Origin of the sequence: Nocardia albiluteola, from assembly GCF_018860155.1 — a bacterium.
Lineage (GTDB): Bacteria > Actinomycetota > Actinomycetes > Mycobacteriales > Mycobacteriaceae > Nocardia > Nocardia albiluteola.
In genome coordinates, this window is the sequence record NZ_JAHKNI010000016.1 from 13,852 (window position 1) to 38,447 (window position 24,596).

Below are 24,596 nucleotides of genomic sequence, written 5' to 3' on the forward strand. Positions count from 1 at the left end.
TAGATATGGACACCCTGACCGGCGACGCGGGTCACGTCCATCGTCGGGGGCCTGGGCGGACGTCGCGGGGAGGCGGAACAGTCACGACCAGCGGCGGGTTATCGTCCGGGTGCGGCGGCTGCGCCAGCAGCCGGTGTGCCAGTGCCGGCGGTCGTCCTCGCCGCCCTGGGCGGCCCAGGCGACGATATGTGCTGTGCCGGGCAGGATTTCGTGATCGCAGCCGGGGCAGCGGTAGGTCTTCGACGCACGGGAACCCGGCACCGTGCGCACCACATAGGTTTCCGAGCCGTCGGGGCTGTCCTCCGTGCGTCCGAAGACGTCGCCGACCGGACGCGGCTCCCTCGGGGACCGCGCCGAGGAACGACTGGGGCTCGGTTTCCGGCGGGGCATGACCCATCGAGGGTAACGCGCGCTGTGCCGGCGTCGACATGGCGCGTCATCCGCAGTGGCCGCGCACCACGTATCGGGCGCTGTGGGAAGAGGCGAGAAAGTCGGCGGCGCAACGTCTTCTGCGTGCGGGCAAGCGCTGGCCGGGCACGACCCCGACGCATCACCGCGCGATCCGTCGGTCGGCATAAGGAAGGCCGCCCCCTGGATAGGGAGCGGCCTTGAAACGGATATCTGTCGCCCAGGGCGGAATAGCAGCTAGTGTGCGACTTCCGCGCTCTCGCGCTCGTCGTCGATGAACTCGTCTTCGGAGCGCATTTCGGAGATGGCCTTCTGGCGGTTGGGGCCGGACTGCTTGCTGGACAGCGAGCGCGTTTCGGGGGAGCCGTCGAGCAGTTCGCTCTCGCGGTTGACCGCGGCGAGCATGGCCGGCACCGAATCGAGCTGACCGCGAATTCCCAAGAGCTGGGCCAGAACTCGACCGCGCAGCACGCGCATCTCCTCGGCGAGCTCCTTGGCGTGCGCGATCTTGCGATCGGCCTGCTGGGTGGCGTTGCCGACCAGACGGTTGGACTCGTCGGTGGCATCCTTGATGCGCTGGGCGGCCTCGGCGCGGCTGGTGGCCTCGAGCTCCTCCATGGCGCGGGTGAGCTTGGTGCGCCGGTCGGCCATGTTGACCTCGAAGTCCTGCTGCGCGGCCTTGCGCTTGGCCTCGGCCTCCTTGGTGAGGCGGTCGGCCTCGGCCGTGGCGGCCTCGACGATCTTCTGCGACTCGGTGCGCGCGTTGGCGAGGGTCTGCTCGAACTCGATCTCGAGCGCCTCGCGCTTCTCCTTGGTCTCCGACAGCAGCGACTCGTACTTGCCGCGCATCTCGGTGGCCTGCTGCTCGGCGATCGACACCATCTCGGCGGCCTCGGCCTGCGCCTGCGCGCGGACCTCGGACGCCTCGTCGGAGGCCAGGCGGAGCATGCGCGAAATGCGGTCGCTCATACCCTCCGCGGTGGTCGGGGGGACCGACAGACGATCGACTTCCTTACGCAGCTCATCGATTTCGTCGCGCGCATCCTCCAGCTGCGCGGCCAGGTTGCGGGCCTGGGCGGCGGCGGCGTCGCGGTCGGTGGCGGTAACACGCAGTTCGGCATCGAACCGGTCGAAGTAATTGCGAACTTCGTCGCGGTCATACCCCTTCCGGACCACGGTAAAGGGCAACGCGACGAAGCGATTGCGATCGGGCTCAGTGGACGACATGCCCCACAAACTACCGCTTACGCCGCAACCATGGAGACCCGACCGAGCAACTCGTTACGACAACTTTTCCCGGTCGGATTGCGGTACTAGTGAGTAGGATTCGCATTCGGCTCGACCAGCTCGATCAGCACACCGCCAGCATCCTTCGGGTGTACGAAATTGATGCGTGACCCGGCGGTGCCGGGCCGCGGCGCCTCGTACAGCAATCGGAGGCCCCTGGCTCGCAGGTTGGTTGCCACCGCGTCGATATCGGTGACGCGATAGGCCAGCTGCTGCAGCCCCGGACCGTTGCGATCGATGAACTTGGCGATTGTCGATTCCTCGTTGATCGGAGCCAGCAACTGCAGGGCAGTCGACCTGTCTCCGGCAGCGGGCAACGACAGCATTGCCTCGTGCACGCCTTGTTGCTCGTTGACCTCGCGGTGGGTTTCAATCATACCGAGGTTTTCGGAGTACCAGGTCACGGCCGCGTCGAGGTCCGGAACGGCGATTCCGACATGGTCGACGGCGATCACATAGTCGGCGGGGATGAATTCGGTCGTATCGGGTGTGCTCACCGTTCGAAGGTAACGCGCACCACCGTGGTGCTGTCCAGACCGCCCGGGTTACCGTGGAGTACGAAGCGGCCCCAACCCGCCCGCAAGCTGCATCGACTCCCGAAGCGAGGCTCATCGTGACCACCACCTCTGTCATCGTCTCCGGCGCACGCACCCCGGTGGGCCGCCTGCTCGGTGGGCTGGCCGGATTCAGCGGGTCCGACCTGGGCGGATTCGCCATCAAGGCGGCGCTGGAGAAGGGCGGGGTGGCCCCGGAGCAGGTCGACTACGTGATCATGGGCCAGGTGCTGACCGCGGGCGCGGGCCAGATCCCGGCGCGCCAGGCCGCGGTGGCCGCGGGCATCTCGATGGACGTGCCCGCGCTGACGGTCAACAAGGTGTGTTTGTCCGGTATCAACGCAATTGCCCTGGCGGACCAGCTGATCCGGGCCGGCGAGTACGAGATCGTGGTGGCCGGCGGACAGGAGTCGATGACGCGGGCGCCGCACATGCTGGAGAAGAGCCGTGAGGGCTTCAAGTACGGCGACGTGACGCTGCGCGACCACATGGCCTACGACGGCCTGCACGACATCTTCACCGATCAGGCGATGGGACTGCTCACCGAGCAGCGCAACGACGCCGATCCGATCACCCGCGAGGATCAGGACGCCTTCTCCGCGGCCTCGCACCAGAAGGCCGCGGCCGCGTGGAAGAACGGCGTCTTCGACGACGAGGTGGTGCCCGTCGCGGTGCCGCAGCGCAAGGGTGATCCGATCCTGGTGAGCACCGACGAGGGCATTCGCGCCGACACCACCACCGAATCGCTGGGCAAGCTGCGCCCGGCCTTCCGTAAGGACGGCACCGTCACCGCCGGTTCGGCCTCGCAGATCTCCGACGGCGCCGCGGCGGTGGTCGTAATGAGCAAGGCCAAGGCGCAGGAGCTGGGCCTGAGCTGGATCGCCGAGATCGGCGCCGCGGGCGTGGTTGCCGGGCCGGATTCCACGCTGCAGGAGCAGCCTGCCAATGCGATCGCGAAAGCCTGTGCGCGCGAGGGTATTTCGCCGACCGAGCTGGACGTGGTGGAGATCAACGAGGCGTTTGCCGCGGTCGGCATCGCCTCGACCCGCAAACTCGGTATCGACCCGGCCAAGGTAAACGTGAACGGCGGCGCCATCGCCATCGGCCACCCGCTGGGCATGTCCGGCGCGCGGATCGTGTTGCACCTGGCGCTGGAGCTGCAGCGTCGCGGCGGCGGCGTCGGCGCGGCGGCCCTGTGTGGCGGCGGCGGCCAGGGCGACGCGCTGATCATCAAGGTCTAGGCTCCCGCAGCGGAAAGCCGGCCAAGCCCGCGCTGGAGGCGGGCGGCCGGATTCCGGCCCGCGGCGGCCGGGTGACCGCGTTCGAGTCTGGGGTGCCCGCGCGCACGGTCGTGGAGGGGCTCGACTGAGGGAGGGTGTGGAATGTGCCACTCCGACTACGCGGCGTCGTAGGTGGTTGGCACAATGGGGAGCCATGGGCGAAATCTTCGACGTGAGCACCCTGGCCAAGCGGGTGCGGCTGTTCGGCATCCTCGAGGTGTTCGGCTGGGTGCTGCTGTTCATCGGCATGTACTTCAAGCACGGTGTCACCCCGTCGGTCGGCTGGCCGCTGATGGTGTTCGGCATGGTGCACGGCGTCATCTTCCTGGCGTACGCGTTCAGCCTGCTGATGGCATGGCGCGAATTCGAGTGGCCGGGCAAGACGATCGGGCTGGGACTGCTGTCCTCGGTGGTCCCGTTCTGCTCGCTGTGGTTCGAGCGGTGGGCGATCCGTTCCGGGCAACTGGGCGAGCTGAGCGCGGCCGCGGCGCCCGCCGCCGCCGGTTCGTGACAAACTGGAACCCGTGACTCGACCAGCCTCACGTCGTCCCTCTCCCGCCGTCGCCGCGGCCATGTCCGGCGCAGTGGATCTGTCCAGCCTGAAGCAGCCCGCTGCCACGGATGTTCCGGGTGATCACGCGGTCACCGAGGCCAGCTTCGAGGACCAGGTGCTGCGGCGATCGCTGCAGGTTCCGGTGGTCGTCGTGCTGTTTTCGCAGCGCAGCCCCGGCAGCATCGACCTGGTCAAGCTGTTCGAGAAGCTGGTCGGCGAGGCCGATGGCGCCTGGGACCTGGCCACCGTCGAGGCCGAACCGAACATGCGCATCGCCCAGGCGTTCGGGGTGCAGGGCATCCCGACGGTGATCGCGGTCGCCGGCGGACAGCCCCTGGCCGACTTCCAGGGCGCACAGCCCGAACCGCAGGTGCGGCAGTGGCTCTCGGCGGTGCTCGAGGCCGTGGGCGGCCAGACGCCCGGCGGGAAGGAGCCACAGCCCGAGCCGGAGGATCCGCGCTTCGTGGCCGCCGAGCAGGCCCTGGAGCGCGGCGACATCGAGGGCGCGATCGCGGCCTACGAGGCCATCGTCGCGGCCGAGCCGGGCAACGACGAGGCCAAGGCCGCGCTGCGCCAGGTGCGTTTCTACGCCCGCACCCAGGGCCTGCCCGCCGACGCACTCGCCCGCGCCGAGGCCGACCCGTCCGATATCGACGCCGCCTTCGCCGCCGCCGATACCGAACTGTTCAACGGCGTCCCCGAAGAGGCCTTCGATCGCCTCATCGCCCTGATCAAGCGCACCGCCGGCGAGGACCGCAACCGCGTGCGCACCCGCCTGGTGGAGCTGTTCGAGCTGTTCGAGACCGCCGACCCGATCGTCACCACGGCCCGCCGCAAGCTGGCCACCGCGCTGTACTAGTAGTTGCGGCTCGAAGCTGAGCCCGAGTGCGGCCTTACCGTCGGCCGCCGACGCGGCTGTGGAGGAACCCACTCGGGCGGATGCCAACCGGACAGCTGATCTCGTACGAACATGGGTAACTCCATGTGCTCGGATAGAACCAGCTTGCGATGTGCGGATCAGTCTTGGAATGCTCTGAGAATTCACTCGCCGGGGCGCTGCGGGCGTCTCGGCCTGCGCGTTCGATGGCAGGCTGGAGTGCATGTCGATTCCGGGCACGACCGCACCGCGGGTACTGCTGGTCGAGGACGATCGCACGCTCGCCGACATGGTGGCCGGGCTGCTGACCGACCAGGGCTATCAGGTCCGCACCGCCGATAACGGCCAAGCCGGTCTGCATCACGGACTGACCGAGCAGTTCGACGTGCTCATCATCGATCGCGCATTGCCGGTGCTGGAGGGTCTGGAGCTGCTGCGGACGCTGCGTGACCGTGCCGTCATCACCCCTGCCTTGCTACTGACCGCCCGCGGCACCGTGGCCGATCGGGTGGAAGGGCTCGACAGCGGTGCCGAGGACTATCTGGTCAAGCCGTTCGAAGTGCCCGAATTCCTGGCCCGCATCCGCGCGCTGCACCGCCGCCATCTCACCACCGCGACGTCGTTGCCGATCGGAACCCGCAGACTCGACCCGGCGAACCGCACCGTCGCCGATCCCACCGGCATGGTCCCCGAGGTGGTGTTGTCGGCGCGCGAATGCGTACTGCTGACGACCTTGGCACGCTCGCCGCGGCAGGTGTTCACCCGCGACCAGCTACTCGACCTCGTCTTCGACCGTGCCGACACCGTCGGAACCGTCGACACCTACGTGCACTACCTACGCCGCAAACTCGGGCGCGAGGCCATCGACACCGTGCGCGGTCTCGGCTACCGGCTCGGCGTCGGATGAGACGCCGCCGACGAACCGCCGTGGTCTCAACCGAGCCGGCACAGCTGCGGCGTGCTACCCGCAGTGCCGCACTGCAGTCGGCCATCGTGCTAGCGGCCGTTCTGCTGCTCGTCGGGGTCGTGCTGCTCAGCGTGGATACCCGGATCGGCAACCGGCAGATCGACGCCCAGCTGGCCCAAGTCGCAGCCCAGGTCGACGATGTCGACGACCCACCCCCCGGCATGGCCATCGGTATCGCGACGGCCGCCGGCCACGTCGCCCTCAGCGCGCACGCGCCTGCACCCACCGCCGAACTGACGACCAGCCCTACCGGCTATTCGACGGCCCGTTCCGGCGGGGTCGAGTACCGGGCGCTGGTGCTCGAACGCTCCGGCCGCAGGATCGCCGTCCTCGTCGACAAGGCCCCGTGGGAACAGAGTCGGCAGCGTGTCCTGGAAGCGCTGCTGATCGCCGAGCTCGCCGGGGTGGCGACCGCGGCCTGTGCCGCACTGCTGCTGTCGCGGCGCGCGATCCGCCCCATGGTCGACGCGCTGACGACCCAGCGCGACTTCGTCGCCGACGCGTCACATGAGCTGCGGGCGCCGCTGACTGTGCTGCACACCCGCGCCCAACTCCTGGCCCGCCGCGCCACCAGCGACGAACTGCCGACCGAGTGGCGCACCCAGCTCGACGAACTCGTCACCGATACCCGCGCGCTCGCTGGCATTGTCGACGACCTGCTGCTGGCCGCCGCGTCCGAACACGAATCGGACCGGACCGAAGCGGTGGACCTGACAGCACTGTGCCACGAAGTGGCGGACAGCGTCACCGCCCACGCGGCGACCCGCGGCATCATGGTGGAAGTCGCGGTCACCGATCCCGCCGCCGCGACGAGCGTCGACGGAGTCCGACCGGCGCTGCGCCGAGCCGTTTTCGCCCTGGTCGACAACGCCCTGCAGCACGAAAAACGGGGCGGCACAGTCATAATCGCCATCTCTCGCACCGCCGACCGGGTTGCGGTCACCGTCGCCGACACCGGCGCCGGTCTCGACCCGCGCGACGCGCAACGCCTCTTCCGGCGCTTCGCCCACGGCGACGGCCACAGCACCGCAACCCGCCCCCACGGCATCGGCCTGGCGCTGGTGCAGGCTGTCGTCGATGCTCACCGCGGGAGCATCGCCGTCGACGGCGCCCCCGGGCGAGGCTCGGAGTTCACCATCACGCTGCCCGCAGGCCACCGGCAATAGTCTCGGCTCCGAGAATCCTCCAAGAATCGCCCCATACGCTCCAGGACGACCACAGCGCACACACTGTTCAGGAGCGGCCAACAGCATGGGACCCACCACTGTCAACGGACTGCCTGCCCACGTCCTACTCGTCCACTTCGTGGTGGTGCTGGTGCCATTGGCGGCGCTGCTGCTCGCACTCGCGGTCTGCTGGCCCGCCGCTCGGGCTCGGCTCGGGCTCGCCACCCCACTCGTTGCCTTCGCCGCGCTGCTGGCCGTCCCGCTGACCACGCAATCCGGAGAATGGCTCGCCCACCACGTCGACCGAAATCCCTTGGTACGCCAGCACACTCACCTCGGTGATGAACTGCTCGCGTGGTCGGCGGCCACCTTCCTGCTCGCCTCCGTCTGGTGGGCCCTGCACAGCGATCGTGTTACTCGCCGGCTCCGCCCGCGGCTGCCCCGCATCGACACCGTTGCCGGTAATCGCGCAGTCGCCATCACCCTTGCCCTCGCCGCCCTCGCCGTCTCGGTCGGCTCTGTGGTGCAGGTCTACCGCATCGGTGATAGCGGAGCCCAGGCCGCCTGGCACAGCACAATAGTCAGCCAATCCCACACCACCGCCGCCAGTCACCATTGAACCGGCCCCTGATAGCTACCCATGCCGGCGACGGACATGACTGACGCTGCGCACCTGCATCGGTGCCGTCGATCGCAGCGCCTGGGTGAGGTCGACCAACAGTACCGGCAGTCGTTGCATCGCCTCGCCCATCGGCTCGTCCGCGATAAGGGCCGCGCCGACGACATCGTGCAGGAGACCCTGATCCGACTGTGGAAACATCCACACCTGCTCGACGAACCCGACCTCGCGCTGCGCGCATGGCTGTTCACCGTCGCCCGTCACCTGGCCTATGACGAACTCCGATGTGCCCGACGTCGCCGCGAGTACCCTACCGACAACAACGCAGCTCTCGACCGCCACTCCGACGACCCCTGCGCACACTTCGCCGACACCTGGGTCGTCCACCGCGCCTTGGCCACACTCAGCCACCAGCACCGCGAAGTCATCCTCCACGCCTACTACCGCCGCGCGACCACCCAAGACATCGCGACCGAACTCGCCATCCCACCCGGCACCGTCAAATCACGCCTGCACTACGCACTACGAGCATTCCGGGATGCCTGCACCGCCCAAGGCGTCATTACTGAATCGCCTGCGAGCCGGGAAGACTTATCGGTGTGACAGTCGCAGGTCGGCGGCGCCCCCTTCACCTGGAAGATGGTGGCCGTCTCGCTCGGCAGCGTCATTGGCCACCCACTCGCTGTTCTCGACGCGGTGCTCGGTGGTTATCTGCATGTCGGGGCAGCCCGCGCGCATCAGCTCCCACTTGCGCCGCCAGTCGTCGCGGGTGACACCGAGAGCCGGGTGCTGGGGGAGGCGGTCATGGTCGGCTACGCGGGCCCAGGCGACGACGCTGAAGTCGCGGGGAGGCGGAGGAGCCGCGAGCCAGACGGCGGTGTTGGGGGGCAGGGTGATCGGGGCCGAGTGCGGGTGGCCGTGCCAGGGGGTTTGCGTGGTGTCCACGCCTCCGAGGTTGCCGTAGCTGGCCGCTGTCGTCTCGACCCCGGCACTGAGTGGCAGCATGAACGGGCTGCTCCGGGGCTGTTTCCGCATGCTCCGGAGTGGTCAGCGTGCGTCGGTGCGGCGGCGGGCTGACGATGGGGCGGGCCGGTCACGGAGGCGGTCGATGTGGCGCTGCTGAATTGTGGTGTTGGTATGTAGGAAGTCGGTGACCAGCCGCAGCTGTGCGGTGTCGTATTTGGCGGCCAGCTCGCGCTCCCCGTCGATGATCAGCGGGCCGACGAGGTCGAGGCAGCGTTGTGCGCCGTTGTCGGTGAGGCGGACGACCACCTTGCGCCGGTCGACCGGGTGCGGCGCCCGGGTGAGCAGGTCCAGTTTCGCCAGCCGGTCGAGCATGACGGTGACGCTGCCGGTGGTCAGGTTGAGCTGGTCGCTGAGTTCGCGCGGGGTGAGCGCACCGGCTGCGAGCAGCTGTTCCAGGCAGCGCAGGTCGGTGTCGTTGACGCCCAGCAGGCGGGCGGTCTCGCGATCGAAGTCGTCGACCGCGGCCTGGTATGCCTGGACTGCCCGGCCCAGCTCGGCGAGCACTTCCCCCATTGTGCTTGACATTCGAGTTATCTCCTTGAATCCTATTGTCGCTCGATAATCAAGAAACATGATGTTCGAGATTCATCATAGTCCAGCGAACCGAGGAGTCTCCATGTCCCACCCCTTGCATGCGACCGGGGTGGCGCCGGCCGCCGCGCCGTCACCCCGGTCTGGGCGTTGGCCTGCCGCGATCGTGATGATCCTGGCGGCTCTGCTGGACATGATCGACGGATCGATCGTCAATACCGCGCTGCCGTCGATCGGGCGCGGCCTCGGCGCGACGCCCCCTGAGCTGCAGTGGACCGTGTCGGCATACCTACTGGGTTTCGCGGCCACGCTGATCGTCGCTGGGCATCTGGGCGACCGGTTCGGACGCAAGAGCCTGTTCCTGGCGGGTGTGGCCGGGTTCGCGGCCGCGAGCCTGGCCAGTGCGGTGGCGGCCCAGCCGGAGCAGCTGATCGCGGCGCGGGCGGTGCAGGGCGTGGCCGCCGCGGTAATCATGCCGCAGGTGCTCGGCTCGTTCAGGATCTGGTTCACCGGCGCGGAGCGGGGCAAGGTGTTCGCGATCTACGGCTCGATCGCCGGGATCGCCGTGGCCGCCGGAGTGGTGCTGGGCGGGGTGTTGACGGACTGGAACCTGTTCGGATGGGGCTGGCGGACGATCTTCGCGGTGAACGTCCCGCTGGCCGCCGCGGTAATCATGCTCGGCGCACTGTGGATTCCCGCATCTCACGACCGCGCGACCGGCCGGGTCGGCGTCGTCGGCGTCGTCGGCGCCGGGGTGCTGGCGCTGTCGCTGGTGGCGATCGCGTTGCCGCTGGTACAGGGTCGGTCCGCCGGGTGGCCACTGTGGGGGTGGCTGTGCCTCGGCGCGGGCGTGGCGAGCCTGGCGGGGTTGATGGCGGGGCAGCGGGCGCTCGGCGCGCGGCGGCCGATACTGCCCACCGGGCTGTTCACTTCCGGTGCGTTCGTCGCCGGGCTGGTCGTGCAGATGCTGTTCTACGGCGCGATGTCGGGCTTCATGCTGATTCTCACCGTCTGGCTGCAGGCCGGGCAGGGCTTTTCGCCGGCCCGGGCGGGGCTGGTGATGGTGGCGTTCAGCGGCGGCACCTTCCTCACCGCCCCGATGGTCGACCGGTTGGTCGCGAGGTTTGGCCGCGGCGCATTGGCGGCCGGCGGGCTGATCCTGGCCGGCGGGTTCTCCTGGATGGTGCACGCCGCCCGCCACGCACACCAGCATGCGGCGACCTGGCCGCTGGTGCCGGGATTGCTGGTCGCCGGCGCCGGCCTGGGGCTCATGGTGATCCCGCTGGCCAACATCGTGCTCACCGCCGTGCCGGCGGACCTGGCAGGAGCGGCGTCGGGGGTCTTCACCACAGCCCAGCAATTTGGTGGCGCGCTCGGCGTGGCGGCCATCGGTAACACGTTCTTCGCCCACGTCGCCACCGGCTACGGGGAAGCGATAGGCCGCGCCGGGCAGTGGCCGGTGGCGGCGTGCGCGGCTTGCGCACTGCTGTGCCTTGCCATACCACGCACGGCGATCGCCCACCACGCCCAGACCAACCACATTGGCTGACACTCGGGGGTCCACCACAACCCGGACCAGGTTCCGCGGCGGTGGGGGCACATCCCTGAAAATAGACTTGACAATCAAGTATCTTGAATGGCAAGCTACATTTGCTCGATAAGCAAGAAGAACGAAATTCAAGGGAAGTGGTTCACATGCGGGTCATGATCATCGGCGGCGGTACCGGAGGGATGTGCCTGGCGCACGGGCTGAAGCGAGCGGGTGTCGAGGTCGTCGTCTACGAGCGCTACGGCTCCCGCCGCGACGGCCTCTACGGCTACCGGGTTGGCATCGACCCCACCGGCAACCGGGCATTGCAGGAGTGCCTGCCCGCCGACCTGTTCGACACCTTCGTCGCCACCTGTGCCCGGGGACCGCGGTATTTCAACGTGCTTACCCAGTCCAAGCACGCCACCGCGAGCATTCCGCTGCGCGACGACAGCGACGAGATCAACAGCGAGCGCTCGGTCTCGCGGTCCACCCTGCGGCAGGTGTTGTTCACCGGCATGGATGACGTGGTGCGCTTCGGCAAGGAGTTCACCCACTACGAGCAGCACGAGAACGGCACCGTCACCGCGCATTTCAGCGACGGCACCAGCGACACCGGCGATGTCCTGATCGCCGCCGACGGCACCCGCTCGGCCGTGCGCCGGCAGTTCCTGCCACACGCGGAGATCAAGGACGCCGGCATCACCTCCATCGCGACCAAGACCGCGCTCACCCCGGAGGTCCGCGCGCTGCTCACCGAGGAGATGCGCAACGGCATCAACCTCGTCTTCGCCACCAAGGGCCTGATCGGCATGCTGCACGTCATGGAGTTCAAGTGGGACGCCGAGGGCAACCCCAAGAATCCGGCCGACGCCGCCCTGCTGGAGAGCTGGAACGGCCTGCAGTTCGACAACGCCCGCGACTACGTCAACCTCTCGGTGTGGAGCTCTCACGACCACTTCCCGGCGGGCACCGTCGACCAGCGCGGCACGGAACTCATCGCCACCGCCCTGGAGGTGACCCGCAACTGGCACCCCGACCTGCGTCGCATCTTCGAGCTCTCCGACCCGGAAGCCGCCTTCCCCCTGCAGATCTCGACCTCGGTGCCGGTGGAGCCCTGGAAGACCACCAACATCACCCTGCTCGGCGACGCCATCCACACCATGACCCCCGGCCAGGGCGTGGGCGCCAACACCGCGCTGCGTGACGCCGCCCTGCTGTGCCGCGAACTGGTCGCCGCCGCCAACGGCGAAAAGTCGCTGCTGACCGCCATCGCCGACTATGAGGCCGACATGCTTCCCTACGGTTTCGCCCGCGTCGCCGACTCCCTGGACAACAACGGCACCAGCGGCGACGACCCCCTCTACCAGCCCTACACCGGCCGCCTAGCGCTGTTCGCCGCCCGCACCTTCTTCAGCCTCACCGCCAAGATCCCGGCGCTGCGCCGCAAGTTCCTCGAGGACCTCTACACCTACCGCGGCGCGGAGGATGCCGCCTGACCCCCACGGGACGTGGATATTGGGCTGGGCGGTTAGTCGGGCGTGAGCCAGACGGCGGTGTTGGGGGGCAGGGTGATCGGGGCCGAGTGCGGGTGGCCGTGCCAGGGGGTTTGTGTGGTGTCCACGCCTCCGAGGTTGCCGATTCCGCCGCCGCCGTAGGGGGTTGCGTCGGAATTGAGGATTTCTCGCCAGTGGCCGGGGGTGGGCAGGCCGAGGCGGTAGTCGCGGTGTTCGGAACCGGAGAAGTTGTAGACGCAGGCGACGGGGGAGCTGTCATTCCGGGGATGGTGAGCTTGCGGAGCCGGCGGGGTGGGTGAACTCGAGCCGTAGCGCAGGAAGGCCAGGACGTTGTTGTCCCGGTCGTTCGCCTCGATCCAGGCGTAGCCGCCGGGGGAGGTGTCCTGGCTCCACAGCGCCGGGTGCGCGCGGTAGGCGGCATTGAGGTCCGCGACCAGGCGCGCGATGCCGGCGTGCAGCGGATTGTCCAGTTCGTGCCAGTCCAGCCCGCGGTCGTGTGACCATTCGCGGAACTGGCCGAAGTCCTGGCCCATGAACAGCAACTGTTTGCCGGGGTGCGACCACATGTACGCCAGCAACGCCCGCACCCCGCCGGCCCGGGCGAAGTCGTCGCCCGGCATGCGGGTCCACAGCGTGCCCTTGCCGTGCACGACCTCGTCGTGGCTGATCGGCAGCACGTAGTTCTCGCTCCAGGCGTAGACGGTGGAGAAGGTCATCTCGTTGTGATGCCAGCTGCGGTGCACCTGATCGTGGCCGAGATAGCCGAGGGTGTCGTGCATCCAGCCCATGTTCCACTTCATGGTGAAGCCGAGGCCGCCGACGTCGGTGGGCCGGGTGACGCCCGGCCAGGCGGTGGACTCCTCGGCGATCGTGACCACGCCCGGATGCAGCTTGTGCACGGTCGCGTTCATCTCCTGCAGGAACTGCTCGGCCTCCAGATTCTCCCGTCCGCCATGAATATTGGGCTCCCACCCGCCGTGCGGTCGCGAATAGTCCAGGTACAGCATCGAGGCGACCGCGTCCACCCGCAGGCCGTCGATGTGGAATTCCTCGATCCAGAACAGCGCGTTGGCGACCAGGAAGTTGCGGACCTCGTTGCGGCCGAAGTCGAAAACGTAGGTGCCCCAGTCCAATTGCTCGCCGCGGCGGGGGTCGGGATGTTCGTAGAGGGCGGTGCCGTCGAACCGGGCCAGGGCCCATTCGTCGCGCGGGAAATGGGCGGGCACCCAGTCCAGTAGAACCCCGATGCCCGCGGCGTGCAGGGTGTCGACGAAGGCGCGGAAATCGTCCGGCGTGCCGAAGCGCGAGGTCGGCGCGTAGTACGAGGTCACCTGATAGCCCCACGACCCGCCGAAGGGATGTTCGGCGATGGGCAGCAGCTCGACATGCGTATAGCCCTGGGCCCGAACGTATTGCGCGAGTTGTTCGCCCGCCTCGCGGTAGCCGAGGCCGGGGCGCCAGGAACCCAGGTGCACCTCGTAGATGCTCATGGGGGCGCGGGTCGGATCGGCCCGCTCGCGCGCGGAGATCCACCTCTCGTCCTGCCACCGATGGGTGCTCTCGGAGATCACCGACGCGGTGGCGGGCGGCTTTTCGGTCGCGAAGGCGAGCGGATCTGCGTGGTCGGTGATGCGGCCGTCCCTGCCGTGCACCCGGAACTTGTACATCGTGCCCGGTCCCACGCCCGGGACGAACAGCTCCCACACACCCGAACCGCCCAATCGCCGCATGGGCGCGGAACGTCCACTCCAGCCGTCGAACTCACCGATCACGCTGATGCCGCGGGCATTGGGCGCCCACACCGCGAACGAGGTGCCCTCGACCTCGCCGTCGAGCGTGGTGTAGGTGCGGGGATGCGCGCCCAGCACCTCCCAGAGCCGCTCGTGCCTGCCCTCGCCGATCAGATGCAGATCGAGCTCGCCGATGGTCGGCAGGAAGCGATAGCCGTCGGCGTCGAGCACCGAGCGTCCGCCCGGATACGAGACGAGCAGCCGGTAGTCCCACAGTTCCGTGAACGGCGCCACGCCCTCGAAGATGCCGTGATCGACGTGCTTCAGCAGGTGATCCTCCCCGCCGATCCGCGCGGACACCGAATCCGCATGCGGGCGAAGGGCTCTGATGACGGTGCCGTCGGGATGCGGGTGCGCGCCGAGCACCGAGTGGGGGTCGGGGTGGGTGCCGGCCGCCAGGAGCATGAGATCCCGCCGGTTCATGAGTCGAGGCCTACGTCGTCGATGGCGCGACTGGACGACGGAGGGTTCATCACCCGCCAGGATTTCACCGCACGACTCGGCCCGAAAGCCTGTCGGAATGCCGGAGGTACGCGCCGGAACGGGGGAGTGTCCGGCGGGCGGCTCACCGGAATGTCCTGCGGTAGGCGAGTTCTGTGCGCGCGGCGGCGGACACTGGAGGGAGGCTCAGGATATGGGCGACCGCGTGCACCGGATCCAGGCGCACGTAATTGGTTTGGCCCCAGTGGTATTCCTCGCCGCTGACCTCGTCGTACACCACCGGATGATCGTGCCATTCGCGCCCGATCGCCGGCATGTCGAGCGAGATCATCCCGTCCTCGGGCCCGAACGGGTCGAGGTTCACCACGATCAGCACCGCATCGCCGGTCGCGGGGTCCACCTTCGAATAGGCCAGCAGGGCATCGTTGTCGACGTGATGCACTGCCAGGCAGCGCAGTTGCTGCAGCGCCGGATGGGCGCGGCGGATCTCGTTGAGCCGGGTCAGCCAGGGCTCGAGCGATTCTCCGCGCGCGGCGGCCTCGCTGAAGCGGCGCGGGCGCAGCTCGTACTTCTCCGAGTCCAGGTACTCCTCGCTGCCCGCCCGGGCCGCCCGGTGCTCGAACAACTCGAAGCCCGAGTACACGCCCCAGCTCGGCCCCATCGTCGCGGCCAGCGTGGCGCGGATCGCGAACATGCCCGGGCCGCCGTGCTGCAGGCTCTCGTGCAGGATGTCGGGGGTGTTCACGAACAGATTCGGGCGCGCCTCGTCAGCCTTGGCGGCCAGCTCCAGCGCGAACTGCTCGAGCTCGTATCTGCCCGTGCGCCAGGTGAAATACGTGTAGGACTGGGTGAAGCCGCGCCGGGCCAGCCCGTACATCCGGGCCGGGCGGGTGAAGGCCTCGGACAGGAAGATCACCTCGGGATCGGTGCGGCGCACCTGCGCGATCAGCCACTCCCAGAAATCGGCGGGCTTGGTGTGCGGATTGTCGACGCGGAAGATGGTGACTCCCAGCGCGATCCAGTGCCGGACCACCCGCAGCACCTCGGCATAGAGCCCGTCGGGATCGTTGTCGAAGTTGACCGGGTAGATGTCCTGGTACTTCTTCGGCGGATTCTCGGCGAAGGCGATGGTGCCGTCGGGCAGCGTGGTGAACCATTCGGGATGTTCGCTCACCCACGGGTGGTCCGGTGCGCACTGCAGCGCCAGATCCAGGGCCACCTCGAGGCCGAGTCGCCGTGCGGTGCTGACGAATTCGGCGAAGTCGTCGAGGGTGCCCAGCTGCTGGTGGACCGCGTCGTGGCCGCCGTCGGCCGAGCCGATGGCCCACGGGGAACCCACGTCGTCGGCCTCGGCGGTCAGGGAGTTGTTGCGGCCCTTGCGATTTATCCGCCCGATCGGATGGATAGGCGGCAGGTACACCACGTCGAACCCCATCGCGGCGATGCGCTGCAGCTCCTTGGCGGCGGTGGCGAAGGTGCCGTGCACCGGCACGCCCTCGGCATCCCAGCCGCCGGTCGAGCGGGGAAAGAACTCGTACCAGGAGCCGCACAGGGCCCGGTGACGCTCGACGAGCACGCTGAATTGCGGTCCGCGGGTGAGCAGTTCGCGCAGCGGGGTCTCGCGCAGGATCTCGCCGACCTCGGCGCCGAACGCGGGCGCTACCCGGGCGGGCAGCTGCGCCTCGGTGTCGCGCAGCGCGGCCGCCGCCGCGCGCAGCCGCTCCCACTGGGCCTTCGGCACCGCCTGTGCCGCACGGTCGAACAGCTGCGCGCCGAGCTCGAGATCGTTGGCCAGGTCGGCGGCGCTCTGGCCCACCGCCAGCTTCGCCTCGACCGCCGCGCGCCAGCTCGCGATCGGATCGCTCCAGCCCTCGACGCGGTAGGTCCACAGGCCGGGAGAAGAGGGGGTGAAGACGGCGTTGAACACGTCCGGCTCGTACTCCGGCGACATCCGGATCCACTGCGTGCGCGAGCCGCCCGGGGCGCGCACCGCGAGGGTCGCGGCGACGGCGTCGTGCCCTTCGCGCCACACCACGGTCCGGACCGGGAAGACCTCACCGACCACGGCTTTGGCAGGGTAGCGCCCGAGTCCGATGGCAGGGGCGGTGTCGTCGATGGCGATGCGACCCGTCACGGCACCAACCGTACCGGTATTTCGGCGATGATCATGACGACGGCGTTGATTGATCGCTGCCGGGTGGCAGGAATCGGCGCGGGGCGGTAAGACCGAAGCGGAACGGTCTCCTCTACTTCGCTGGGGACGACCGACTGTGACGACGACCGGAGAGGATCCACTATGACAGCAGTGCACGGCACGACGGTTGATATTCCGACACCCGATGGGGTCGCCGACGCCTACCTGGCCTACCCCGACGACGGCGCCGCGCATCCGGGCGTGCTGGTGTTCCAGGACGCCTTCGGCCTGCGGCCCGCCCTGCGCGACCTCGGCGACCGCATCGCCGCGCACGGCTACAGCGTGCTGATTCCGAACCTGTTCTACCGGGCGGGCCGCGCCCCGGTCCTGGACCTGCCGGAATTTATCGACTTGGAGGCCCGGCCGGAGGTCTTCGGGCAGCTGATGCCCCTGATCATGTCGCTCACCCCGGACGTGGTGAAGTCCGACTCGGGTGCGTATCTGGACTGGATGGCGGCCTCGGACAAGATCGCCGCGGGGCCGGTCGGCGCGACGGGGTACTGCATGGGCGGGCGCCTGGTGGTGCAGACCGCCGCCGCGCATCCCGATCGGATCGGGGCCGGCGCCGGCTTCCACACTGGACACCTGGTCCTCGACGGGCCGGACAGCCCGCACCTGGCGCTCGAATCCGTCACCGCGGAGCTGTATTTCGCGTTCGCCGACAACGACCAGGGAATGACCCCCGAGCACATCGAGGAGTTCGACAAGGCCCTGGCCGCCGCCGGTATTCGTCACAAGACCGAGGTCTACGAGGGCGCCGCCCACGGCTACACACAGATCGACACCTCGGTCTACAACGAGGAGGCCGCGGAGCGGCACTACCGCGAGCTGTTCGCTCTGCTCGACCGCACCATCGGGCAGCCGAAGGGCTGACCGCCGCGAATCGGTCGCCGCGGCGTACGCGACGACCGATTCGCCTCCCGACCGCTGTTTCGGTCGGCTCCCGGCGGGATTCCGCTGGTCAGGTGCCCTATCGGGGTGACGGGCATGCACCCGTGCCCGACACCTGTTCCGTGTAAGGTTCTGCCGATGAAGGCATTGCGTCGTTTCACCGTCCGTGCCCATCTGCCCGGGCCGCTGGCCGCCCTCGGCGAGCTCGCCACGAACCTGCGCTGGTCCTGGCATGCGCCGACACAGGATCTGTTCGCCGAACTGGACCGGCAGCTGTGGGCGGAGCTGGGACGCGACCCGGTGCGGATGCTGGGGGAGGTGCCTGCGGCGCGGCTGGACGAGCTCGCGGCCGACGAGGCGTACCTGCGGGCGGTCGAGGCGGCCGCCGCCGATCTGCGCGACTATCTCACCCGGCCGCGGTGGTTCGGCAGGCAGGAGGGCGGCCCGCGCTGCATCGCCTACTTCTCGATGGAGTTCGGTGTCACCGAGGTGCTGCCGAATTATTCGGGCGGACTGGGGATTCTGGCCGGTGACCACCTGAAGTCGGCCTCCGACATGGGGCTTCCGCTCATCGGCGTGGGATTACTGTACCGCTCAGGGTATTTCCGGCAGTCCCTGACCGCCGACGGCTGGCAGCGCGAGCACTACCCGGACCTCGATCCGCAGGGGCTGCCGCTGCGGCTGCTCACCAGTGAGGGCGACACGGACCCCGTGCTGGTGCACGTGCCGATGCCCGAGGGCCGGGTGCTGCGGGCGCGGGTGTGGATCGCCCAGGTGGGCCGGATTCCGCTGCTGCTGCTGGATTCCGATATCGCCGACAACGATCCGGAGCTGCGGTTGGTCACCGACCGGCTGTACGGCGGCGATCAGGACCATCGGATCAAGCAGGAGATCCTGGCCGGGATCGGCGGGGTGCGGGCGGTGCGCGCCTTCACCCGGGCACACGGCCTGCCCGATCCGGACGTGTTCCACATGAACGAGGGGCACGCCGGATTCCTCGGTATCGAGCGGATCCGCGAATTCATGGCCGCCGGAATGGATTTCGATGCCGCGCTAGCCGCGGTGCGGGCCGGGACGGTGTTCACCACGCACACGCCCGTGCCCGCCGGGATCGACCGGTTCGCCGGGGCGCTGGTGCGCCGGTACTTCGGTGGCGCCCACGGCGAGCGCGAATCCCCGCTGCTGCCGGGCGTTTCGGTGGACCGGATCGTGGCGCTGGGCCGCGAGGCCGATCCGTCGGTATTCAACATGGCCCACCTCGGCATGCGCCTGGCCCAGCGCGCCAACGGCGTATCGCAGCTGCACGGCGAGGTCAGCCGGGCCATGTTCGCCCCGCTGTGGCCCGGATTCGACGCCGCCGAGGTGCCGATCGGCTCGGTCACCAACGGCGTGCACGCGCCGAGCTGGGCCGCGCGCGAATGGATCGACAAGGCCCGCGAATTCGTCGGGCCCGAGCTGGTGGAGGAGGCACGCGGCTGGGAGCGGCTGCGCGATGTCGACCTGCGCGAGTTGTGGTCCACCCGGAATGCGTTGCGCGGCATTCTCGTCGAGGAGGTGCGGCGGCGGCTGCGCGCGTCGTGGCTCGAGCGCGGTGCGGCGCCTGCCGAGTTGGGCTGGGTGGACGAGGCCTTCGATCCGCACGTGCTGACCATCGGTTTCGCGCGCCGGGTGCCGACCTACAAGCGGCTCACCCTCATCCTGCGCGATCCGGATCGGCTGCGGGCCCTGCTGACCGATCCCGAGCGACCGCTACAGCTGGTTGTGGCGGGCAAGAGCCATCCGGCCGACGACGGCGGCAAGGGCCTGATCCAGCAGGTGGTGCGCTTCGCCGACGAGGCCGGCGTGCGGCATCGCATCGTCTTCCTGCCGGACTACGACATGTCGATGGCGCGCTACCTGTATTGGGGATGCGATGTGTGGCTGAACAATCCGCTGCGCCCGCTGGAGGCGTGCGGCACCTCCGGGATGAAGGCCGCGCTGAACGGCGGGCTCAACCTGTCCATCCGCGACGGCTGGTGGGACGAGATGTACGACGGCGAGAACGGCTGGGCGATACCCACCGCTGACGGCGTGCGCGACGAACACCGCCGCGACGATCTGGAGGCCGCGGCCCTGTACGAGACGCTCGAACGCGCCGTGCTGCCGCGCTTCTACGAGCGCGATCACGACGACATGCCGGTGCGCTGGATGGAAATGGTCCGCCACACGCTGCAGACCCTCGGTCCGAAGGTCCTGGCCTCCCGGATGGTCCGCGACTACACGGTCGACTACTACATGCCGGCCTCCGCGGCGTATTCCGCTGTGGCACAGGACGATTTCGCGGGCGCACGGAAGCTGGCGGAGTACCGCCGCCGCGTCGAATCGTCATGGCCGCAGGTGAAGGTCACTCAGGTGGACAGCGCCGGGCTGGCCGGTACCCCCGTCATCGGGAACGAGCTGACCCTGCGCGCCCGCATCGACCTGGGCGGCCTGGCCCCGGGCGACGTGGTGGTGCAGGCCGTGCTGGGCCGCGTCTCCCCGGACGACGACCTGAGCGAGGTCACCACCATCGAGATGTCCCACGCCGGAAACGATTCGGGCAGTGAGCTGTACACCGTGCACACCCCGGTTCCGCTGTCGGGCGCGGTCGGCTACACGGTCCGTGTCCTCCCGCATCACCCCCTGTTGTCGTGTGATGCCGAACTCGGCCTGGTTGCCACGCCCAGCCCCTGACCGGCCCCCTGCGGCACGCCATCGGCCAGAACTCCAGGGACGCAGGAGATCCCGGCTGAAGGCGTGCCGGAACGACGGGATCCCCTACGCCCGCACCAGGGCTCGCTTGAGCACGTTGCCCGCCGCATTGCGGGGCAGGGCGTCGAGGAAGATGATGTCGCGGGGGACGGCCAGACGGCCCAGCCGCTGGCGGATGTAGACGCGGATCATGTCGGGGTCCATGCCGAATCCCTCGTGTGTCACCAGAAATGCGGCCAGCCGCTGGCCGAGGTCGCGGTCCGGGACGCCGACCACCGCGACCTCGCCGACCTGTGGCAGCGCGGCCAGCGCCTCCTCGACGGGGCGCGGGAAGACGGTCTCGCCGTCGGAGACGACCCGTTCCTGGCTGCGGCCCGCGATGAACAGCCGCCCGGCGGCGTCGAGGTACCCCAGATCGCCGGTGTCCATCATGCCGTCCACCTCGTCGGGCGGCGGGTCATCGGTATAGCCGTCGAACAACATGTTGTGACCGACAAAGATCCGGCCGGTCGCCCCAACGGGCACGGGACGTGCATCATCGCCCAGCACGGCTATTTTCGCGCCCAGCGGCGGCCGCCCGACGGTGGCCGGCGAAATGCGCAGATCGGACGGTTCGGCGATAGTGATCCACGAGGCCTCGGTGGATCCGTAGAGGTTGTAGAGGATTTCGCCGAAGACCTCGGTGAAATGCAGCACCGTCGCGGACGGCAGGGTGGCGCCGCCGCAGATTACCGCCTCCATGCTCGAGGTGTCATAACGCTCGCGCACCGAGTCGGGCAGGTCGAGGATGCGCTGCAGCATGATCGGCAGGGCGATCAGCGTGCGGACCCGGTGCTCGGCGATCAGCCGCAGGCACTCCTGTGCGTCGAAGCGTTCGAGCAGCACCACCGTCGATCGGGTCGACAGGCTCAGGTGCAGTGCCCCCAGGCCCCAGGAATGCGACAGCGGCGCCGGGATCAGCATGGTCTCCTGCATCTCGAACGGCAGGCGCGAGAGCAGCGCCGCGATCGCCGAGAATCCGGTGGGATGCGGGCGCACGGTGACCTTCGACGGGCCGGTGGTGCCCGAGGTGAGGACGATGAGTCGTCCGGGGTGCTCCGGCTTGTCGAATCTGCCGCTCGCCGAGGCGATCAGGTCCTCCACACTGGTTTCGTCCCGGCGGTCGCGATTCTCGACGGTGGTGAAGCGGTGCACCTCGGGCGGGAGGTGCGCGATCCGGCCCCGCAGCTCCGGATCGGCGAATACCGCTGCCATGCGGTGCATCTCGGCGATGCGGGTGATCCGCTCGGCGGACAGGCCGGTGGTGAGCAGGATGCAGTCGGCGCCGAGCTTTCCTGCGGCGGTAGTTATCTCGATCATCTCGGTGTGGTTGCGAGCCAGTACGCCGACCGTGTCGCCTTCGCCGATACCGAGCTCGGCCAGGGCGCTGGCCAGCGCCTGGGTGCGGGAATGGACCTCGCCGTACGTGCTCGAGCCCCGGCTGTCGATGATGGCCGGGCGACGTGGGGAGTGTCCGTTCCCGGCGGCGTATCCGCCCGCGAGGGTGAATCCGAAGGTGATCAGGCCGCCGACCTGCTTGACCATCCGATCCGGCCGCAGGCTGCGCAGCAGGCCGGTGGACATGACGCGCCGTGCGACGTCGGCCTGCGTGCGCACCGACGACTCCTCGCCGTTGGTCACCACCGACGTTTCCGCACCGTGCGCGAGGTCGACCAGGCGGTGCAGCCCGGCGTGGATCCAGTCGGTCACCATGGAGTTCGAGAGATCGGGCACGAGCGGATGCACCCGGTCCGGGGCCACGCAGGTGATGGCGACGCGCGTGTGGTCGGTCCCGCCGTGCACCCGGATCCCTGCGAAACTGCGCGTCTGCGCGCACCGCAGTTCGATGGTGTCGGCCTCGGGGCGCACGATCACCTGGATGTCCAGGACGCGGATCTCGGTGTCCTCGCCGCCGATGCGCATGCGCCACATCGGCGTTCCGTCGAGGGTGTCGAGTAGATCGCAGGCGCCGATGCCGGGCAGGATCCGGGCATAGGTCTGGGGATCGCTCAGACGATCCCACAAATCTCGGGGAGCGATCGCGAGATCGGCACTCGCATCGACGATTTCGGTAACCACACTTGCACTTCTCGCTCGGCCGGTTCGAGAGCTCGGTTCGGCGGATAACGTATTTGTAACGGGCCTAACAAGATCGGTCAAGAACTCGCAAATATGAGGCAAGTTCTTCTTTAAATTGCTCGAGGGTTGCGCATCGAATCCACTGTGCTCGTTCGTACTTCGCGGCCGCGGTTCGTATGTTAGCGGGCGTTGGCGTGGGTCGTTCGTATGGTTCTCGGCGCTCGGCCGCGCGTCCGGGCCGTGCCGTATCGGCGCGAATGCCGGGCGGTACACCGTAAAGCGATGCGCTGCAAAGCCTTCGGGGTGATGTGGATGGGCTGTCGAAAGTTATTCGGCTACCCCATTGGTAGGCGGGCGCGCGGTCCTCCGTCGGGGTCGGGTAGCTGGCCGCTCGGGAATGATGCGGCGAGGAATCCCGCGATTGTCGAGTGGTGTTGACAACAGGGAGCGCGATCGGCCCGCAATCCGGAGCGAAAATGTTTCACTTCGGCTGCGGGGAGGCTTGGTGTTCACGAGGCTGGAGAATTCGGCTCGGTATTCCTCCGGGTGGTCAGCGAGGTGACGGATGGGCCCGCCGCGGATTGCCCGAGGGTTGCAAGCCCAGGTGGTCTCGGGGGTCGGCCGTGCTGATCTTGATTGCCTGCCATTCGCGGGACCGGGTGCGGCTGCCCCCAACCGGGACATATACGGTGCTCAGGGCACGTCCTTCCGGCCGAGGTGGAGAACAGCAGATGAGTATCGACGTCCAGTCGGGATGGAAGGGGCGCATCGACGCCTACTTCGGAATCAGCAGGCTCGGGTCGACCAAGAAGCGCGAGATCATGGCCGGGACCGTGACCTTCCTCGCGATGTCGTATGTACTGGCCGTGAATCCGTCGGTGCTCGGCGATCACGGCGCCCTCGGCGCCAAGGGCATTCCGATGCAGGCGGTGTTCACCGCGACCGCGGTCGCCGCGGTCGTCGGCACGCTGGTGATGGGCCTGTGGGCGCGGTACCCGATCGCGCTGGCGCCGGGGATGGGGCTCAATGCCTTCTTCGCCTACTCCGTGGTGCTGGGCATGGGCATCCACTGGCAGGTCGCGTTGTCGGGCACGCTGCTGTCGGGCGTGATCTTCTTCGTGCTCGCGGTCACCAAGATCCGCGAGAAGATCGTCGACGCCATTCCCATGCAGATGAAGCTGGCCGTCGGGTCCGGAATCGGCATGTTCGTGGCGTTCCTCGGACTGAAGAACGCCGGCATCGTCGTGGCGAACAAGGACACCTTCGTGCACCTGGGCGACTTCACCAGGGGCACCACGCTGCTGGCCCTGTTCGGGCTGCTGGCGACGGTGATCTTCCTGGTGATCGGCTGGCACGGCGCGGTGCTGTACGGCATCGTCGTCACCGCGGTCGTGGGCATCGTCAGCGGGCTGGTGCCGCTGCCGCACTCCCTGGTGGCCCTGCCGCACGGGCTCGAGCAGACCTTCGGGCAGGCGATCGTCAACCTGCCGCACGCGTTCACCGGGCAGATGGCGATCGTCGTGCTCACCATGCTGTTCGTCGACTTCTTCGACGCCTCGGGCACCCTGATCGGCATCGCCAACCAGGCCGGGCTGCTCACTCCCGAGGGCAGGCTGCCGCGCGCGGCCCAGGCGTTCGCGTCCGATTCCATCGGCACCGCCGCCGGGGCGATCATCGGTACCTCCACCACGACCGCCTACGTGGAATCGACCGCGGGCGTCAGCGCCGGGGGCCGCACCGGCCTGACGGCGGTGTCGACGGCGGGCTGGTTCCTGATCGCGATGTTCTTCTTCCCGGTCTTCGCCGTCGTCGCGGACGCGCCGTCGGTGACCGCGCCGGCGCTGATCGTGGTCGGCGTGCTGATGGCCCGCTCGCTGGGCCAGATCGACTGGGGCAAGCTGGAATACGCCATACCGGCGTTCATCACCGTGATCATGATGCCGCTGACCTACTCCATCGCGAACGGCATCGCGCTGGGGCTGCTGTTCTATCCGGTGGCAATGGTGGCCCGCCGGCGCGGCCGGGAGGTGCATCCGGTGGTGTGGGTGCTGGCGGTGATCTTCCTGGGCTACTTCTTCTTCCTGGCCAACAGGTAATTTCTCGCCCGGTCGAACCGCCG

The 24,596-nt window shown here is 68.6% G+C and carries 20 protein-coding genes; 12 read left to right on the forward strand and 8 right to left on the reverse strand.

All coding sequences use genetic code 11. The annotated features are described in order from the left end of the window. Positions 1-81: 81 nt before the first annotated feature. From KO481_RS34915 to mce, 3 genes are all read right to left on the reverse strand, one after another. On the reverse strand, positions 82-390 hold the full coding sequence (locus tag KO481_RS34915; RefSeq protein WP_215922789.1) for an Rv1322 family protein: 309 nt from the start codon (positions 388-390) through the stop codon (positions 82-84). Positions 391-645: 255 nt separating this feature from the next. Continuing rightward, positions 646-1,635 (reverse strand): hypothetical protein, encoded by a 990-nt coding sequence (locus KO481_RS34920; RefSeq protein ID WP_215922790.1) that lies wholly within the window; start codon positions 1,633-1,635, stop codon positions 646-648. 86 nt (positions 1,636-1,721) lie between these two features. Beyond that, positions 1,722-2,192 (reverse strand): methylmalonyl-CoA epimerase, encoded by a 471-nt coding sequence (mce, locus tag KO481_RS34925; RefSeq protein WP_308166893.1) that lies wholly within the window; start codon positions 2,190-2,192, stop codon positions 1,722-1,724. A gap of 116 nt (positions 2,193-2,308) precedes the next feature. Between mce and KO481_RS34930 the strand changes: the two genes are divergently transcribed. The 7 genes from KO481_RS34930 to KO481_RS34960 all read left to right on the forward strand — a co-directional run bounded on the left by KO481_RS34930 (position 2,309) and on the right by KO481_RS34960 (position 8,314). After that, the gene (locus tag KO481_RS34930; RefSeq protein WP_215922791.1) at positions 2,309-3,490 is read left to right on the forward strand and encodes an acetyl-CoA C-acetyltransferase; all 1,182 of its coding nucleotides are present in this window, start codon (positions 2,309-2,311) and stop codon (positions 3,488-3,490) included. Between the two features lie 193 nt (positions 3,491-3,683). Then, positions 3,684-4,040 (forward strand): DUF3817 domain-containing protein, encoded by a 357-nt coding sequence (locus KO481_RS34935; protein ID WP_215922792.1) that lies wholly within the window; start codon positions 3,684-3,686, stop codon positions 4,038-4,040. Positions 4,041-4,101: 61 nt separating this feature from the next. After that, positions 4,102-4,941: a tetratricopeptide repeat protein gene (locus tag KO481_RS34940; RefSeq protein WP_215922910.1), complete on the forward strand. Its 840-nt coding sequence runs from the start codon at positions 4,102-4,104 to the stop codon at positions 4,939-4,941. Between the two features lie 241 nt (positions 4,942-5,182). Continuing rightward, a complete protein-coding gene (locus KO481_RS34945) occupies positions 5,183-5,866 on the forward strand; it encodes a response regulator transcription factor (protein WP_215922793.1) in 684 nt (227 codons plus the stop codon). Positions 5,867-5,886: 20 nt separating this feature from the next. Further along, positions 5,887-7,092 carry a sensor histidine kinase gene (locus tag KO481_RS34950; protein WP_308166894.1) on the forward strand — a complete coding sequence of 402 codons (1,206 nt, stop codon included), beginning with the start codon at positions 5,887-5,889 and terminating at the stop codon, positions 7,090-7,092. Between the two features lie 85 nt (positions 7,093-7,177). Then, the gene (locus tag KO481_RS34955; protein ID WP_215922794.1) at positions 7,178-7,711 is read left to right on the forward strand and encodes a DUF2231 domain-containing protein; all 534 of its coding nucleotides are present in this window, start codon (positions 7,178-7,180) and stop codon (positions 7,709-7,711) included. Between the two features lie 21 nt (positions 7,712-7,732). Further along, positions 7,733-8,314, forward strand: a complete 582-nt coding sequence (locus KO481_RS34960; RefSeq protein ID WP_245401970.1) for a sigma-70 family RNA polymerase sigma factor — start codon at positions 7,733-7,735, stop codon at positions 8,312-8,314. Here the strand turns inward: KO481_RS34960 and KO481_RS34965 are convergent. After that, positions 8,303-8,716, reverse strand: coding sequence for a hypothetical protein (locus KO481_RS34965; protein ID WP_215922795.1), 414 nt, complete (start codon positions 8,714-8,716; stop codon positions 8,303-8,305). The genes KO481_RS34960 and KO481_RS34965 overlap by 12 nt on opposite strands. A gap of 42 nt (positions 8,717-8,758) precedes the next feature. Continuing rightward, entirely contained in the window at positions 8,759-9,262 is a 504-nt protein-coding gene (locus KO481_RS34970; RefSeq protein WP_245401971.1) for a MarR family winged helix-turn-helix transcriptional regulator, read from the reverse strand. Positions 9,263-9,353: 91 nt separating this feature from the next. Here KO481_RS34970 and KO481_RS34975 point away from each other — a divergent pair, with 91 nt between their 5' ends. Beyond that, positions 9,354-10,817: an MFS transporter gene (locus tag KO481_RS34975; protein WP_215922796.1), complete on the forward strand. Its 1,464-nt coding sequence runs from the start codon at positions 9,354-9,356 to the stop codon at positions 10,815-10,817. Positions 10,818-10,963: 146 nt separating this feature from the next. Beyond that, positions 10,964-12,295: an FAD-dependent oxidoreductase gene (locus KO481_RS34980; RefSeq protein ID WP_215922797.1), complete on the forward strand. Its 1,332-nt coding sequence runs from the start codon at positions 10,964-10,966 to the stop codon at positions 12,293-12,295. Positions 12,296-12,327: 32 nt separating this feature from the next. Here the strand turns inward: KO481_RS34980 and glgB are convergent, their stop codons facing one another. Together glgB and KO481_RS34990 are read right to left on the reverse strand one after the other, a co-directional pair. Next, positions 12,328-14,526 (reverse strand): 1,4-alpha-glucan branching protein GlgB, encoded by a 2,199-nt coding sequence (gene glgB, locus KO481_RS34985; protein ID WP_215922798.1) that lies wholly within the window; start codon positions 14,524-14,526, stop codon positions 12,328-12,330. A 142-nt stretch (positions 14,527-14,668) separates the two neighbouring features. Then, positions 14,669-16,678, reverse strand: coding sequence for an alpha-1,4-glucan--maltose-1-phosphate maltosyltransferase (locus KO481_RS34990; protein WP_215922799.1), 2,010 nt, complete (start codon positions 16,676-16,678; stop codon positions 14,669-14,671). Between the two features lie 162 nt (positions 16,679-16,840). On the opposite strand from KO481_RS34990, the gene KO481_RS34995 reads away from it, so the two are divergent. After that, positions 16,841-17,611 (forward strand): dienelactone hydrolase family protein, encoded by a 771-nt coding sequence (locus KO481_RS34995; protein WP_215922800.1) that lies wholly within the window; start codon positions 16,841-16,843, stop codon positions 17,609-17,611. 156 nt (positions 17,612-17,767) lie between these two features. After that, on the forward strand, positions 17,768-20,341 hold the full coding sequence (glgP, locus tag KO481_RS35000) for an alpha-glucan family phosphorylase (protein ID WP_215922801.1): 2,574 nt from the start codon (positions 17,768-17,770) through the stop codon (positions 20,339-20,341). An 84-nt stretch (positions 20,342-20,425) separates the two neighbouring features. Here the strand turns inward: glgP and KO481_RS35005 are convergent, their stop codons facing one another. Continuing rightward, on the reverse strand, positions 20,426-22,477 hold the full coding sequence (locus KO481_RS35005; RefSeq protein ID WP_215922802.1) for an AMP-binding protein: 2,052 nt from the start codon (positions 22,475-22,477) through the stop codon (positions 20,426-20,428). 731 nt (positions 22,478-23,208) lie between these two features. On the opposite strand from KO481_RS35005, the gene KO481_RS35010 reads away from it, so the two are divergent. Then, positions 23,209-24,573: an NCS2 family permease gene (locus KO481_RS35010; protein ID WP_215922803.1), complete on the forward strand. Its 1,365-nt coding sequence runs from the start codon at positions 23,209-23,211 to the stop codon at positions 24,571-24,573. Positions 24,574-24,596: the final 23 nt, after the last annotated feature.

Coding starts and splice junctions, on each gene's coding strand:
- KO481_RS34915 (WP_215922789.1), bottom strand. CDS start 390: ATGCCCCGCCGGAAACCGAGCCCCAGTCGTTCCTCGGCGCGGTCCCCG.
- KO481_RS34920 (WP_215922790.1), bottom strand. CDS start 1,635: ATGTCGTCCACTGAGCCCGATCGCAATCGCTTCGTCGCGTTGCCCTTT.
- KO481_RS34935 (WP_215922792.1), top strand. CDS start 3,684: ATGGGCGAAATCTTCGACGTGAGCACCCTGGCCAAGCGGGTGCGGCTG.
- KO481_RS34940 (WP_215922910.1), top strand. CDS start 4,102: ATGTCCGGCGCAGTGGATCTGTCCAGCCTGAAGCAGCCCGCTGCCACG.
- KO481_RS34945 (WP_215922793.1), top strand. CDS start 5,183: ATGTCGATTCCGGGCACGACCGCACCGCGGGTACTGCTGGTCGAGGAC.
- KO481_RS34955 (WP_215922794.1), top strand. CDS start 7,178: ATGGGACCCACCACTGTCAACGGACTGCCTGCCCACGTCCTACTCGTC.
- KO481_RS34960 (WP_245401970.1), top strand. CDS start 7,733: ATGCCGGCGACGGACATGACTGACGCTGCGCACCTGCATCGGTGCCGT.
- KO481_RS34965 (WP_215922795.1), bottom strand. CDS start 8,716: ATGCTGCCACTCAGTGCCGGGGTCGAGACGACAGCGGCCAGCTACGGC.
- KO481_RS34970 (WP_245401971.1), bottom strand. CDS start 9,262: ATGTCAAGCACAATGGGGGAAGTGCTCGCCGAGCTGGGCCGGGCAGTC.
- KO481_RS34975 (WP_215922796.1), top strand. CDS start 9,354: ATGTCCCACCCCTTGCATGCGACCGGGGTGGCGCCGGCCGCCGCGCCG.
- KO481_RS34980 (WP_215922797.1), top strand. CDS start 10,964: ATGCGGGTCATGATCATCGGCGGCGGTACCGGAGGGATGTGCCTGGCG.
- glgB (WP_215922798.1), bottom strand. CDS start 14,526: ATGAACCGGCGGGATCTCATGCTCCTGGCGGCCGGCACCCACCCCGAC.
- KO481_RS34995 (WP_215922800.1), top strand. CDS start 16,841: ATGACAGCAGTGCACGGCACGACGGTTGATATTCCGACACCCGATGGG.
- glgP (WP_215922801.1), top strand. CDS start 17,768: ATGAAGGCATTGCGTCGTTTCACCGTCCGTGCCCATCTGCCCGGGCCG.
- KO481_RS35010 (WP_215922803.1), top strand. CDS start 23,209: ATGAGTATCGACGTCCAGTCGGGATGGAAGGGGCGCATCGACGCCTAC.